The sequence below is a fragment of the Rickettsiales bacterium genome (genome assembly GCA_025210695.1).
Lineage (GTDB): Bacteria > Pseudomonadota > Alphaproteobacteria > Rickettsiales > CANDYO01 > CANDYO01.
The window spans coordinates 1-15,894 of record JAOARE010000019.1 but is presented as its reverse complement, the minus strand read 5'-3'; the positions used below and the strand labels follow the sequence as shown (position 1 = coordinate 15,894).

Genomic DNA, 15,894 nt, shown 5'->3' with positions numbered 1-15,894 from the left:
GACCTTATTTTTAATTGGATGGATTAGCTTCGTTTAATTTCCTCAACTCCCTTGCTTCTTGCTCCTTTTCTTTCTTAATCCTGATTTCTTCTTGTAGCTTATAATATAAATAATTTTTATCATTAGGATTACCAATCACGTTATTTCTCTGTCTAGCTATTTCTCTATTACGCCTCCTTGCTTCTAAAATGTCTTCATTGGTAACAATGTTGTATTCTCCTTTAATATATTTCAAAAGCTTAGCATCATCTATTTTTCGCTTTAATTCTCCATTTAAATCACCGCTAATAAGAAGATTATAAGAAATTGGCTTAGAGTCATTATATGGTAAAAATAGAAACTGGCTATTAGAAGATAATACCATATTATTAAGATCCAAATATATTGCGCTAATCGCACTAGTGAATCTACTTTTAAAAGTAATATTATTACTTTGAATAATTCCTTTATGACTTTTTATATCCCCACTTAATGAAAGAATCTCAGTAGTTCCACTATTTAAACGCCTTTCTACTGAGCTCAACACTTTATCTTTAGCAAAATTCTTCCGTTGTAGTGCGATATCAACAACTCCATCAGTATTTATACCATTAATGCTAATATTAGACCCTATAAAATTAGTTGATAGATTTAAACTTCCCACTAGTTCTTTTATATTTTTTCCTCCAACAACCATGGATCCATTAACTGAAACAGGACCTTGAAAAGCATCAAGCTTGGGAGAAATATTAGACAGTAAATTTTTCACTTCAAGATTAGACCCTGAAAATGAGAACTGACATAATATTTGTTTAAAAAAGCTTACATTCCCTCTAGTTTGAATCTTGCCGCCATAAACCCCCATTTCCAAGTTATCTACATATAAAGAATCACCTGCTGTCCTAGCAACAAACTTAAAATTCTCGAGTTTTTGCTTTTTAACCTTAAGAGATTTAACTCCTATATCAAACTTAGCAGCATATTTATAAATCCTAAATGGCTTTATAGGTTCATCACTCCACACTTGATTGTTTGGCTTTTTATAGTCTGATGATTTAATAAATCCAAATAGTAATGAGTCAAGCACATCATAATCTAACTTATTACCCGATATCTTAATAGCTAATGATGGTTTAATTGTAAAAGCCGTTAAATCTAGTGAGAAATTACTCTCTGCAAAATCTGACTGTATCCTTCCTTTTAAGCTCATATTTGATGGAACTAATCTACACAACACTGTTAAATTATCAATTCTATGCTCATCTAATTTTGTATTTTCAAAAGTAAATTTAATATCATAAGTAGAGTCTAACGTTCTAAACCAAATAAATTTTGATAAATATCTATCATCCTCAGAGTCTTTAAGTAAGCTTTCTAACCTAGACTTAAACAAAGGAAGCTCAAAATTATCCACTTCTAAATTACGAATGTTTAAATTTACTTTATAGTCATTAATTACATCTTGCTTAGTGGCTATACTACCAGATATTTCACCATCTCTACCAATAGAACCGGTAATCTCAAATATTGAAATTTCTTTTGGAGCAAATATAATTTTGGAACTTATACTATAATTTAAGTCATCTTCCTGAAGATTTATATAATCCCTTAAATCAAACAACTCTAGTGTTTTATTAATATTATTTCCATTATTAGAGAAATACCCTAATAAAACTGTGGTTCCAGCAATTTTACTAAATGTAAAATTTGATATTAAAAATTTTGAATTAAGTTCGTTATTACGAATATCAAATTCTAAAATCCCATCATTAATTTTTTTATCCTTAATATTGTAATGAAAATTAAAATCATATAATGATACTTCTTGAATAAGAATTTTCTTAGATGTTAATTTTAAAGCCACATCCTTCTGGTTTAAAACACCAAAATTTAAATAACTATTATTATCTGTAGTTAAATTACTGGTATCTACAAAAACTTCATCGGCTGAAACTGACAATTCTTTTTTCTTAGAAAAAGTTATGAAATGATTTATATCAATACTTTCAAAATCAAAATTTAATGTCATATTTGATAAATCACTATAAATAAATCTAAGATTTCCACTGCCATTGGTGTGACTAGAGCTAACTTTAATATTTTTAGCATCTACGAAGCCATCTATATATGATATGTTTCCTGATATTTTTATATCATCGTCCGAAGAATTTTTTTCCATATCAACTAAAAAAGGCATTACTCTTGCAAAATGCTTCACTAATACAACAGGATTTCTAATTTCAACGCTTATATTACCATCAACTTCCCAGGTATGGTCGACATTAAAGGTTACAAAATGCTCTAAAGAATTATCTTTTCCTTGCTTTACCTTGCCTTGAAAAGTTAAGTCTGCATCTGCACTCTTAACATTTATATCAAACGGCTGCAAAGAATTCCTGTCATATCCTCCTAACTGACCTTCTATATTAACTTTCTTATTATCTTGAAAAACACTCCCTAAAAATTTTATACTATCATTGTTTCCAAAATCCATCCTTATATTCATTTTAGTATATTGTTCTTGTTCTGGATGAGCTTGACTATAGGATAAAGAATTTGTAACAATAAACGATTTTAAATTTATTTTCTTAACCGCAGCAAATACGTTATCAATACTATCCGCTCTCTGATCTCTATTAATTTTAGCTTCCTGAATCTCAATACTATCAGGCTCCCTATCACCCCAGAAAAAGTTAGAGATAGACATAGTTATTATAATTTTATTGACCTGAACTACATTAACGAAATTATGCTCATCTCCAGTATATACATGCACATTAGGAAGAGTTATTTTAACTTGTGGAAATATTGACAAAGTAGCATCATCTTTAATAGAAACTTTATTACCTGATTCTTTCTCAATATAAACAATTAACTTTTGCAAATGAGGACTCAAATCTATAATTTTTGGAACTGCAAAAGCCGCAAGAGAAAGAAGCAAAAATAAAACTACAAGCGTTTTTATTGTTCTTATAAAAAAAATTTTTATCATAGCTCATTCAAATAATATTGACATTATACGTTGAATTATACACTTATAGTAAATATAAAGAAATATATTTAATAGAAATTTTATGTCCTTAATAAATCCAGCACATTTGATTAAAGCAATTAACTTATATCCAGGGTCTGGGGAGTATGTATATGAAACAACCCCTATTATCTCAGATAATATTGTAATAAATATCCATAACGACCAAGCAAAGCCTGACGCAACATTATCCATCATTCATCTAAAACAAACCATGCCCAATTTAAAATATATTTCTGTTATGGTTAATTGGTTTTCCACCTCTTTAAGTGCAGGAGAAGCAGAAGTCATACCCAAAGTAGAAGGCAATGATAAAGATATCGATTGGCAAGTAGGAGAATATAATCGTAAGAATGCTGAGGAAATGCATTATTTCTCTAATGGAGAAACAACCTTTGGTGGAACTCCCACTGATCGTAGCATAATTGAACTATGTAGTTTACTTAAAGAAGAAGGATATAAAGTTATGCTATCTCCACTTATTATGGTGGATGATGAATCTTTAGCTAAACCTTGGAGAGGATATATTACTCCAATGGGAAAAAGGCACACCCAACAGAAAGATATTGAACATTTTTTTAAGAGTCAAAAAGGATATAATAACTTTATCCTACATTATGCTAATCTTGAATATAATAATATCAAACTAAAAGATGTTATCGATAGCTTCTGTCTTGGCAGTGAATTAAAAGGACTCACATCAATTAAAGTTAATGAATATCTATACCCTGCAATACATCAACTAAAAAATCTATCAGGCCTAGTAAAAACTTCAATGGGACCTAATATTAAATTGACTTATAGCGCTAATTGGGGAGATGAATATCATAATAGTAATCTAGATCCACTTTGGTGTGACCCCAACATTGATTGGGTAGGAATAAGTGCATATTTCCCGTTAACTGACAATTTACCACAAGATCAAATCACTTATAATATTATAAAGAATGGTTGGAGCAGCGGCGAAGGAATTGATTACTATAAAGAAGGCGACAATAAAATTCCATATACTGATCAAGCCTGGGCTTGGAAAAATGTTGAATATTGGTGGGATTCTTTTCATTTAAAGGGATCCACTTGCTGGACACCTAAAATGAAACCTATTATATTCACAGAATATGGATTCTCATCACTTGATGGCACCACTAACAATCCTAGTTTCTATTATGAAGAAAACTTAGAAAACGCACCTAAAGTTAATAACCATGCCCAAGCTCTTGCCATTGCAGCTAGTGAAATATTCTTTGCAGAAAGCAATGCTAGAAATAAAGATTTCCTAGCACATAATTTCTTATATGTATGGGATGCAAGACCATATCCTTATTTTCCTAATTATTGTCATACCTGGTCTGATTGCCAAAAGCATAAATATGGACATGCATTAAACGGCAAAATTGATGACATTTTAATCGACATCCCTGAAGAAGACCTTATTATGGCTGGATATTTTCTTGAAACCAAAGAGCTTTGATTTCTTTAAAAGACCTACCCACTAATTTTTATGACTAGGTCTTTATCAATTATTATAATTCATGTCCATCACTGGATATTTCCACTTCCCCACAAATTTCAATGTATTTTGCTTGGAAGGTGGTCCCTTGAATCTCTTGACAGAAATTCTCTACAGAACCTGATAACAATTGTGCCGTTTCACCATGCCCTTGTTCTAAAGAATTTTGAAAGACACTCACCACTCCAAGATGAACATTTTTATTGGCTCCATTATCCAAAAACAATTGAAGTATATCGTTATAACCAAAATGAGCAGCTATAAACAAAGGAGTGGCCCCCAGATTATTAGAATTTTCTAGATTTGCTCCAGCCTCTACAAGTAACTTAACCATATTAAAATTATGATTCTGAGTACTCGCTATTAAGGGAGTATTACCATTTTTTGCCTTAATCTCCGTATCTGCTCCTGCATTTAGTAAAATTTTTGCAACCTCAAAAAAACCTTCCTGAACAGCCCAATATAAGGCAGTAGCCCCCGAATGTATTTGATTAATCTCAATTCCATAATCTAAAAACATTTTAATTAGTTGAGAATATTCTTTCATTACTGCAGCATAAAAGGAAGGATTGGCATTGAGTCTAACATCCACTCTTGATTCTAATATTGACTCAACTATTTCCGTCTTATTTTCAAATACTGCAGTATGCAACATAACATGTGAAGGATCTTTATTGTCTCCTGCAAAATCAAAGTTCTGCTTATTATGATAATGCTTCACAAATAGATGGTTCTTAGCGGCATTTCCTTTAATAAATGCATCAGGAAGAGTATATGGATATAAATGTGATTTTTGCACTACATATGGAAAGGATACTTGATCTTGTGTCGTATATCTCAGGGTTTGTAAATACCAAAGATCTAAGAATCGATGTACTTCTATATCATTATTATTAAAAGCAACAAAACAAGTACTCCAAACACCTAGATTTTTTCTTTGTGGATCAATAGAAAACCATAATTTTTCATCATAACCATCTCTTATATAAGATTTGTATTGAAAGCGTATATCCTGGTAAGGTTGCTTTTGATCAAACCAAAATGTTGAACTATATCTATAAAAATCTTTTGTATCATCTACTTCTTTCTTTAAAAGCCCCTTATGAGTATAATGCTCCCAAGATATAATTGGACTGGATTCCATTTGGCTAACAACCCATTCTGCTGTTTTAGGATTAATAATTTCTATTGTTCCATCCAACCATACTACTACATCATAATCCTTTAATCTTGGAATATTATGAAATGACTGTTTATAGAATTTTGCTATATTAAAAGTATGATTATTATTTTTCAATGAATTCACGTATGAGCCGTCATCAAACATTGACGGATTTGTATGGTGGTAAGGCTCTGAATCAACAATCCAGTGATTAGAAATAATATCATTATTATTAGTAAAACATATAAAATCTGTAGGAATTGTTTGATTAACATAATTCCTACAACTAGCTTCATAATCTCCATATACCGCTGTAATAAATGCAATTTTTTTATTTTTTATCATTATTATTTATTCTCCTATAGCTATAAGCTTTAACTTAAAAAAGTACTAACTCTGTTTTATAAAAAAGGCATTCCCAATAAAAACCACAAATCTTATTAAAGGTACCTTCTAAACTAAAGACTTACCATCCTTATAAGCAGGGGTTATAAATTATAAAACCACTTCTTCACACAACCCCGAGTAAGTTATTTCATAATCTGTATTAGTAATTAACTGACAGAAACCATCAGTTGACCCAGCTAATAATTGAGCTGTATTTATATGCCCTCTTTCTAAAGATATCTCAAATGGAGTTGTTCCTTGAACCTGAGTATTTTTATTAGCTCCATTTGCTAAAAGCAATTTAAGTATATCATCATAACCTAAATAAGCGGCTGCAAATAACGGCGTAATATCCATTCTAGAAAGAGTTTCAGTATTAGCTGAATAATTTAAAAGCAACTCTACAAGATCGTAATTGTGTGTTACAACGCTTCTATATAATGGAGTTATTTGGTTAATAGCTTTAATCTCAGTGTCTGCCCCCCTTTCCAAGAGAAGTTTTGCTACATTATAGTGACCATTTTCAACACTTGCATATAGAGCATTTAAACCGCGTTCAAAAAAATTAACATCAGTTCCCTCGTCTAACGTCCTTCTAACTGCTTCAACATCTCCATATATTGCATTATATATTATTAAACGATGCGGAACATATGCACAATACTCATCATCTATGTGATTATTAGTTTTACCCAATTTCTCAAGAGTCATTGGTTTCACAACTAATAACTCAGCTGCATTTAAACGCAATAAATCATCTATAGAAAATTGATAATTTAAATAATTACACTCCTCTTTGACCGATAAAAGATCTATAAAAACATATCCTTTATCTAAAAGATTACTTAAACATTGTTTTATACCAACCACAGACTGATATTTAATTAATAATGGCATCTGCCAATCAATACAAAACATTACATCGTCGGAAAAGTTTATAATATTTTTAGCCCCATCTAACACCTTACATTCGCTTCCCTCTGCATCTAATCTAACAAAGTTAATACCATGTTCTATTCCACGAAAATATTCATCTAAAGACACAGCTTTAACCGACTGAGTTAAATCATTACTTTCTTCCATTACGCTACTACCCAAAGACTCTTTTATATTTTCAAAGAAATTTATTTGTTGAGAATAATCTAAAACTGCTAAATTCTCTGCAACAATATTAGTAACACCATTTAGAAATATACTAGTAGTAAAGTACTCATATAGTTTTTTACCCGGCTCAAAAGTGTAAAGCTTTCCTGTAGAACCAAGCTTCTGACTTACTAGCAAAGCGAAGTCTCCATAATTAGACCCCACTTCAACATACGTATCCCCAGGACCAACTAGCTCTAATATTTTTTTTACTAAATAATATTCATGCCCTTCTCCAAGAGAAAGATCATTCACTTTACCAAAACTATCTCTATCATCTACAATAAATATTAGACCATTCGGTAACTGCCATATTTGTTTATTATTAGGAAGCTCTATTCCATGCTCCTGAATTAAAATAGAACTTAATGTTTTTCTTACCATATTATTCTCCAATTTTTACAATATTATTAGTTAGCACTTTGCTTATTCTTATAAAAGAAAATCTTCTTTTGAATATAAATCCACAGATTTTCATTGCCCACAGTCATAGTTTTTATGTTATAATCCAAAACATGCCTTAATAGGATCAAACAACCAATCCCATTCTCTTTCCATAAAATGATCTAGCATTGTTTTGGTATCATTAAACCCTGGGAGCATCACAGAATAATGCTCAACTTCATGCCTTAAAATAACCTCTTTATCTGCTGCAAAAACTGCCCCATAGGTTACGTACATAGCCTCATCAAGTGATTGATTACCTATATATTTATAATGAAAATCTAACATACTAGCATTTCTAGGAACAAAATCTTTATATCTTGGAATATTATCCCAATCTAAGTTCTTCAGAAATTCCCACTCTTTTGCTAAAGTAGTATTAACGCATTTTCCTATTATGTTCTTACATTTAGACTCTAAATCACCTTTAAATCGAATAAGAGGGAAAAATGTATTTACATCATAAGGATCGCCTTGAATAAATAGAGTTCTATCTGCAAGGTTATTATAATTATCTACAATATGCTTTAAATATGTTCCACCTAAATAACCAACATTCTCTGTATTTATTACATTAATATTACCTGGTAATTCTTCAATATCATCTGGACCCTTATTATAAACCGTTACCTTATCGTGAGGAAACTCTTTTGAAACCCATGATAAATCTTCTTTATATCTAACAACAACCACTTCAAATGATCTTTTATCATTCATCGTCTTTTGATCTACTTCTCTAATCTTATCTGCAACAGTATTATAATAATAGTCAAGAACTATAGAATGAATTTCATCAATTCTGCTATCTTTATCCTCTCGGTTATAGAAAAATGAACTAAGCTGAAATGGGATTTTAACATCACGATAGGAATCTATATCAGTTTCCGATAATACAACATCAGATAGAAGATCTGCCCCAGCATCTAAAAGCTGCACAACTACATCTTTACATTTACTATATATAGCGGCGGCAAGAGGCGTATATCCATCTACATTTTTTTCTATATCTGCCCCAGATTCTATAAGTATTTTTGTAGCTTTAGCATTACAATTTAAAGCTGCGCTAAAAAGAGGGGTTCCACCATTATCAGCTGGAATTTCTATGTCTGCCTTTTCTTTAATAAGTAATTCAAGTATTTCTGGTTTGTTTTTATTTGCTGCTGCATATACAGGTGTTGCACCTATATCATGCCTACTATTAATATTAACACCCTTATTTAAAAGATCTATGACAGCTTGTTTATCTCCCTCCAAAACAGCGTCAAATAGTTGTTTGTCTATCTTCGTAGTATCTGTAGCACCTTGGAATACTAGATCCCATAATTTTTCTAAATAGAAATCTGCCATCGGATATATTTCATCAAACATTTCTAGCAATCTTTGATAGAACTCTTTTTTATGGGTATAAACTTTGTCTTTCTTCACAGCAAATTGAGCTCCCCAAACCATAGATAGGGGTTTTTCAGGAATAATCTCACCATCAACATATTGATGAGCAAAATCAATCATACTATAGTTCTCAAATAACTGAAACTTACCCCCTCCATATCTACTAGCTTCCCAATCTAATTTATCAATATTAGTTATATTCTTAGACCTCTCTAACAAACTGCTTTCAACGCATCTTCCTACTATATTCTTACATACAAAGGGATCCTCTTTTTTATATCTTATTAATGGTAGCAATAAATGTTGATCATAAGGATCTCCCTGCAAAAACAAAGTTCTATCATACAAACGATCATAGTGATGTATTAAATGATGTAAAATAGTTCCACCAAACCACCCAGTATTAGGAATCTTTATTATTTCACTATTAACTGGTAAATCTTTTAAAAATAGATCATCTTCACCTTTATTATATATAAGTATCTTTTCATTCTTAAATTCCTTATTAAGCCATGACAAATCTTCATTATACCTTACAACAACAACTCTAAAATCACCTGAATTATCAACCTCATTAAGAGGTAATTCTGCTAATTCACGTTGATAATGATCTCTTATAATTTTATAAATCTCCTTATGAAACTCACTACTATCTCTTTCTTGATTAGCTATTAAAATAGGAGTATTTACAACGCTATCCGAGTGAATCAAAGCGCCCGCCTCTAAAAGAATTTTTACATCCTCTACACAACCAGAAGAAATTGCAGCATAAAGTGGACTATACCCATCAACCGTTGTCTCTGTATTAGCACCTGATTTTAAAAGAATTCTTGTTATATTAGAATGACAACTATGAGCAGATTTAAAAAGTGGTGTTGTTCCTTTATCTATTGGAGACTCAATATCTGCGCCTACATAAGAAAGTAACTTAACCGTATTAACATGATTATAAGTAACCGCTACAAAAAGAGGAGTAGCCCCTAAGGTATGACGACTATTAACTTCAGCACCATCGAATAATAGCTCCACTACAGCCTCATTATTGCCAGATAAAGCAGAATCAAATAACAACTTATTTAAAGTGGAATTATTACCCTTCATTTTCATTTTTATTACCAGTTAATTTTATTAATACACATCACTCTCTATTAAAAGTTCTCTCCATGGTTAAAATTTTCTATTTGACCACAATATTCTATATATTCTTGATATATATCTAGTTCTGAAATCTCTTTACAGAAACTCAACTCATCATCAGCTAATAATCTTGCAATTTCATAGTGTTTTAGTTCAATAGCTCTCTCAAAAGTACTAAAACCTCCCACAGTAACATTTTTACTTGCACCTTTTTCTAACAAATACTTAACCATATCTTCACTATTAACGTATGTGGCCAAATACAAAGCTGTGGCATTGTTTCTATAAGAAGACTCTATGTCTGCTCCATTTTCTACAAGTAACTTAACCATAGGAAAATCATTATTTTGAGCACTCATACACAATGGTGGAGCACCACCGATTGTTTTGGTATTTACATTAGCTCCTGCTTTTATTGACTCTGCCGCTACATCAAGCCCCCCATGTTGAGCTACCATATATAAAGCAGTAGCTCCTATTGAATGCATCTTATTAACATCAGCACCTTGTGAAATTGCAAACTTTATATTTTCAGGGCTATTTCTTAAAGAAGCAGCAAACAAAAGGTTATTGGAACATTTTTCTTTATTATCACCTAAAACATCATTATCTATAAATTTCTGTAATGAATTCTCTTTAATTGCTAAAAACTCTAGCACTCGTGCCCCTATAAGATCATCTATTGTAAAGCGATAATTTAAGTTACCACATTCTTTGTCAAAATTAGCAATATCAATAAGAACAAACCCTTCATTAACAAGGCCTGAAAGACACTCTCTTTGATCTTCTTCTTTCTCATACCTATCTAATAAAGCAGATTGCCACTCAATAAATAATCTTAAATCAGGCGAAGAATCGATAATTTTTTGTGCTCCTCTTAAAACCCTACATTCACTCCCCTCTGCATCAAGTCTTATTACATCAATGCTAGATTCTTTACCCTCAAAATAAGAATCTAAATTTATAGACTTTATTTTTTGAGTTCCACTACCACTAACCGTAGAAACATGACCCATTAAAGACACCTCTGTATCTTCTGAAAATTCTATTTCTTGCTCTGAATCAAGCACAGCTAGATTCTCTAGTTTAATATTAGAAATTCCATTTAAAGCCACACTGGTAGAAAAACATTCGAACAAGTTACGACCAGGTTCAAAGGCATATACATGCCCATTATCTCCAAGCTTTCTACTCATTCTAATAGAAAAATCTCCATAATGCCCCCCTACTTCAATATAAGTTTCATTCACACGAGCAAAATCCATCATCTTTTCTATCATATATGGTTCATGCCCTTTACCGCTCGATAAATTATGTAACTTTTCAAGATTATCCCTTGTGTCAATTACGAAAACTAAATCATCTGGCAAAGCAAAAATTTTCTTTGTTCCTGGCAATGTTATTCCACCTAACACTGATGCAATTCCACTTAATATTTTCGTTTTATCAATTACCATATCTTCTCCTTATTTATTATTATACTAACTACTAAAAATATTTAAATACACTAATCCTCTCCTACTAACTCTACACTAAATAGTTGGTTATCAGACTCAATAAAATCTACTTGTTTAGTTGAAAATATCTTATCCCATAACTTCTCAATATAGAAATCCGCCATCGCATAAGTTTCATTAAAAATAGGTAACATTCTTTGATAAAAAGTTTTTGAATGCAAATAAATATTCTCTTTATCTACAGCAAATTGTGCACCTAACACTATCGCTAAAGAATCCTCGGGAGGCATATTCTCATCAACATATTCATGAGCAAAGTCTATCATAGTATAGTTATCAAACAGCTGAAATTTACTTCCATACTTAGTCTTAGCCCATGTATCCTTAGTTCTATATTTTGAAAATTGATCTGACTCTGTAAGCAAAGTATAGTTAGAACATTTTGCTATTATATTAATGCAATTTAAGCTAAACTCTCCTTTATACTGAATTAAAGGAGTAATCAGAGGTTCAGCATAAGGATTTCCTTGTAGAAATAATGTTCTATCAGCAAAATTATTATAATAATTAACCAAATGGTATAAAATAGTTCCACCGAACCATCCAACATTAGGAATATTTATTATATCACTATTAACTGGCAAATTTTCTGTATTTAAATTATTTTCTCCCTTATTATAAATAATAATTTCTTCATTAGTAAACTCCTTATTAAGCCATGATAATTCTTCATCATATCTTACCACAACAACTTGAAAACTTCTTGAGTTATTAAGTTCTAAACTTGCATTTAACTTAGGTAGAGTTGTTTCTATCTCTTTCCAATAATACCCCTTTACTAAACTAAAAATTTCTTCATGCTCAGGACTATTATTTTTTTTACTCTCAGCTAATCTTAAAGAAGTTTCCGTTGTATTATTAATATGAATAGACACTTCATATTCCAAAAGAATTCTTACAACCTCTACACATCCCTTATAAATAGCAACGTAAATTGGAGTATGCATATTGAATTTAGCTGCATCTTTGTTAGCTCCTTTTTCTAAAAGAAATTTAACAACATCTACACGACAAAACTGAGCAGCCCTGTGAAGAGGAGTCTCGCCACTTTCTACAGATAAATTAATATCAGCCCCTATTATACTAAGTAACTTCATGGACTCTAATCTATTATTAGCACCAGCGGCAAAGAACGGTGTCGAATCTATAAGATGCCTACTATTAATGTTAGCACCATCTGCTACAGCTTCAATAATAGATTGATTATCTCCTTCCAATGCAGCATTATATAATTTCTTATCTAATGAAGTTATATTTTTTTCTTGAAAAACTGCATTCCATAATTTTTCTAAATAGAAGTCTTCCATTGGATACTTCTTGTTAAACACTGGTAATATTCTTTCATAATACTCTTGACTATGTAAATAAACTCTTTCTTTATCTATAGCAAATTGGGCTCCCCAAACCATAAATAGAGGATTCTTAGGCACAAGATCCCTATCAATATATTGATGAGCAAAATCTATCATAGTATAATTATCAAATAACTTAAACTTACCACCATATTTGGTTTCTGCCCAATCCTCCTCATTTATATCAGTTATATCCTTAGACTTCTTAAGTAAAGTAACTTCCACACATTTTGCTATTATATTATTACACTTAGATGAAAGACCATTTTTATACCTTATTAAAGGTAAAAATAAATGCTGTTCATATGGCTCTCCCTGTAAAAATAAAGTTCTATCATCTAAATAACTATAGTAATGAGCTAAATGTGCTAATATAGTTCCACCAAACCATCCAACATTAGGAATATTTATTACTACAGTATGAATTGGTAAATTTTCTAGTTTTAAGTTATCTTTGCCTTTATTATAAACAACTATCTTCTCGTATTTAAATTCCTTATTTAACCATAACAGATCTTCATCATACCTTACAACAACAACTCTAAAACTTCTTGAGCTATCATCTTGATCTCTATTAGAATAAAAATCCATCACTTCCCGATTATAATAATCCATTATAATATTATAAACCTGTTTATGCTCTAAATCTTTATTACGCTCCTGAGTAGCAATTAAAATAGGAGAATCTATCAGATGATCTGAATGAGTTAACGCCCCTGCATCTAAAAGAATTTTTACTGTTTCAACACATCCAGAAGAGGCTGCAGCATAAAGAGGAGTATATCCCTTAACCTCTGTTTCTATATTAGCTCCTCCTTCTAAAAGAGTTTTTGTTACACTAGAATAACACCTATGGGCAGCTTTAAAGAGAGGAGTCTCTTTATAATCTGTTAAACTCTCAAGATCAGCACCCATATCAGAAAGCTTCTTAACTGATTTAGATTTGTTGTAAGCAGCTGCTATGAAAATAGGACTCGCATTTAAAACATGACGACTATTAATCTCGGCCCCCTTAAATATTAATTCCTCTATGGTCTGATTATCTTCTTTTAGAACAGCCTCAACTAATTCATCATTCAACTCTGATATAGTCTTAGGGCGAAAAATAATATCCCATACTTTTTCTAAATAAAAATCAGCTCTGGGACATTTTTCATTGAAAAGAGGCAACATTCTTTCATAAAAACTTTTTGGATGTATATGAACTTGAGAAGATTTAACAGAAAACTGGGCCCCTAAGTCAACATATAAAACATCACTTGGAAAATAATCCTTATTAATATATTCATGAACAAATTCAATTAAATTAAACCCTAAAGGTTTATCAAAACACTTATATTTACTACTTGCCCAATCTTCCTCTGTAAGACCTTCAAAATATTTAGAATAATGTAATAAAGTAGATTTTTCACATTTAGCAACAATATTATTACATGTGGAATTTAAAGGGGCTTTATATCGTATCAGCGGTAGAAATGCTTCAGTATCATATGGTTCCCCTTGAAGAAATAAAGTTGTAGCTGCTAGAGAATCATAATTTTTTACCAAATGATGTAATATAGTCCCACCGAACCACCCAATATTCGGTGTTTTTATAACCTGACAGTTATCTGGCAAATATTCTAAATCGTCTTCCCCTTTATTATATACAATAACTTTTTCAGTTTTAAACTCTTTAGTAATCCATGATAGATCCTCTTTATACCTGACAACTACTACCTCAAATGTTGTTGTTGACACAATTGGAGGATAATTTTCAACTATTCCCCAATAATGATCCATAAGAATTTGGTATACTTCTTTATACGATTCGCCTTGATCTTGAAACTTACCAGCCAAACGTAATGGACTATTGTATAATTTATCCGACAATATATCTGCCCCAGCCTCTAGAAAAACTAAAACATTTTGAACGCATCCGGAATACACAGAATCCCAAAAAGAAGTACGTACACCAATTGTAGTTGAATAATTAGCTCCTGAATCTATAAGAAACTTAACAATACCAGAATAGCAATTATAGGAAGCTTTAAAAAGTGGAGTTGTACTATGATTCATTAAAGCTTCAATATCAGCTCCCATATATGTTAATAACTTAACAGACTCTGTTCTGTTATAAGCTGATGCTGCAAAAAGAGGTGTAGCATTTAACTCCTGATAACTATTAATTTCAGCTCCCTCAAATAAAAGCTCTAGTATAACTTCATTTTCTCCAGCACTTGCGGCATTAAACAGTCGTTTATTTAACACTGAAACATTTTTATTCTTAACTTGCATAACACATGACTAGCTCAATTAATAACTACAGAGCGCTAAATTTAAAATACAATAGTTAATAATAAGTTAATAATCTCAGCTCTTTAATAAAAAACCTGCTATAAGATTATTTTATAGCAGGTTTTTTATAGTTTAACTAAATAGATTAGCTTTTAAAACTGATCTACCTAGAAAATTAGGCTATATCTATATAGTAAGATATGCAATCTTCTACACCGGTCTTACTAGTACATTCAATACTACAAAGACCAACTACATTTAATATATCAGAAAACGTAGCAGCACCACTAGTGGCACAATTACTTGGAGAATCTGAACGAGTACAATCAGCTATAGTATAAGAAGCACAATTAGCTGCCCCCCAAGTTCCAACACCTATTGCTGCTTCAAGAACTGACCTAGCTGCTAAATGCTCAGAGGCCACAACACTATCTGAAATCTTTGCTCCAGTTATTGAATCAGCTGAAATCGCTGCTGCTGTAACTGCATTTGCTGCTAAATGTTCAGAAGCAACTTCACTATCTGAAATCTTTGCTCCAGTTATTGAATCAGCTGAAATCGCTGCT

The 15,894-nt window shown here is 31.3% G+C and carries 8 protein-coding genes; 1 reads left to right on the top strand and 7 read right to left on the bottom strand.

The genetic code is table 11. The features are described from left to right. Positions 1 to 10: 10 nt before the first annotated feature. Entirely contained in the window at positions 11 to 2,971 is a 2,961-nt protein-coding gene (locus N4A31_03200) for an AsmA-like C-terminal region-containing protein (protein MCT4635240.1), read from the bottom strand. A gap of 82 nt (positions 2,972 to 3,053) precedes the next feature. On the opposite strand from N4A31_03200, the gene N4A31_03195 reads away from it, so the two are divergent. Further along, complete coding sequence (locus tag N4A31_03195; protein MCT4635239.1) at positions 3,054 to 4,481, top strand: glycoside hydrolase TIM-barrel-like domain-containing protein; 1,428 nt, start codon at positions 3,054 to 3,056, stop codon at positions 4,479 to 4,481. Positions 4,482 to 4,533: 52 nt separating this feature from the next. Here N4A31_03195 and N4A31_03190 read toward each other — a convergent pair whose 3' ends face one another. The 6 genes from N4A31_03190 to N4A31_03165 form a co-directional block, all read right to left on the bottom strand. Then, positions 4,534 to 6,027, bottom strand: coding sequence for an ankyrin repeat domain-containing protein (locus tag N4A31_03190; GenBank protein ID MCT4635238.1), 1,494 nt, complete (start codon positions 6,025 to 6,027; stop codon positions 4,534 to 4,536). Positions 6,028 to 6,177: 150 nt separating this feature from the next. Continuing rightward, positions 6,178 to 7,596 carry an FkbM family methyltransferase gene (locus N4A31_03185; protein MCT4635237.1) on the bottom strand — a complete coding sequence of 473 codons (1,419 nt, stop codon included), beginning with the start codon at positions 7,594 to 7,596 and terminating at the stop codon, positions 6,178 to 6,180. Between the two features lie 117 nt (positions 7,597 to 7,713). Next, positions 7,714 to 10,146: a DUF3431 domain-containing protein gene (locus N4A31_03180; GenBank protein ID MCT4635236.1), complete on the bottom strand. Its 2,433-nt coding sequence runs from the start codon at positions 10,144 to 10,146 to the stop codon at positions 7,714 to 7,716. 47 nt (positions 10,147 to 10,193) lie between these two features. Further along, positions 10,194 to 11,639: an FkbM family methyltransferase gene (locus tag N4A31_03175; protein MCT4635235.1), complete on the bottom strand. Its 1,446-nt coding sequence runs from the start codon at positions 11,637 to 11,639 to the stop codon at positions 10,194 to 10,196. Between the two features lie 50 nt (positions 11,640 to 11,689). Continuing rightward, complete coding sequence (locus N4A31_03170) at positions 11,690 to 15,328, bottom strand: DUF3431 domain-containing protein (GenBank protein MCT4635234.1); 3,639 nt, start codon at positions 15,326 to 15,328, stop codon at positions 11,690 to 11,692. 175 nt (positions 15,329 to 15,503) lie between these two features. Next, a partial coding sequence (locus tag N4A31_03165) for a hypothetical protein (GenBank protein ID MCT4635233.1) occupies positions 15,504 to 15,894 on the bottom strand: 391 nt, incomplete at its 5' end.

Bases quoted from the DNA above. Each gene is read 5' to 3' on its own strand.
- N4A31_03200 (MCT4635240.1), bottom strand. From the start codon at position 2,971: ATGATAAAAATTTTTTTTATAAGAACAATAAAAACGCTTGTAGTTTTA.
- N4A31_03195 (MCT4635239.1), top strand. From the start codon at position 3,054: ATGTCCTTAATAAATCCAGCACATTTGATTAAAGCAATTAACTTATAT.
- N4A31_03190 (MCT4635238.1), bottom strand. From the start codon at position 6,027: ATGATAAAAAATAAAAAAATTGCATTTATTACAGCGGTATATGGAGAT.
- N4A31_03185 (MCT4635237.1), bottom strand. From the start codon at position 7,596: ATGGTAAGAAAAACATTAAGTTCTATTTTAATTCAGGAGCATGGAATA.
- N4A31_03180 (MCT4635236.1), bottom strand. From the start codon at position 10,146: ATGAAGGGTAATAATTCCACTTTAAATAAGTTGTTATTTGATTCTGCT.
- N4A31_03175 (MCT4635235.1), bottom strand. From the start codon at position 11,639: ATGGTAATTGATAAAACGAAAATATTAAGTGGAATTGCATCAGTGTTA.
- N4A31_03170 (MCT4635234.1), bottom strand. From the start codon at position 15,328: ATGCAAGTTAAGAATAAAAATGTTTCAGTGTTAAATAAACGACTGTTT.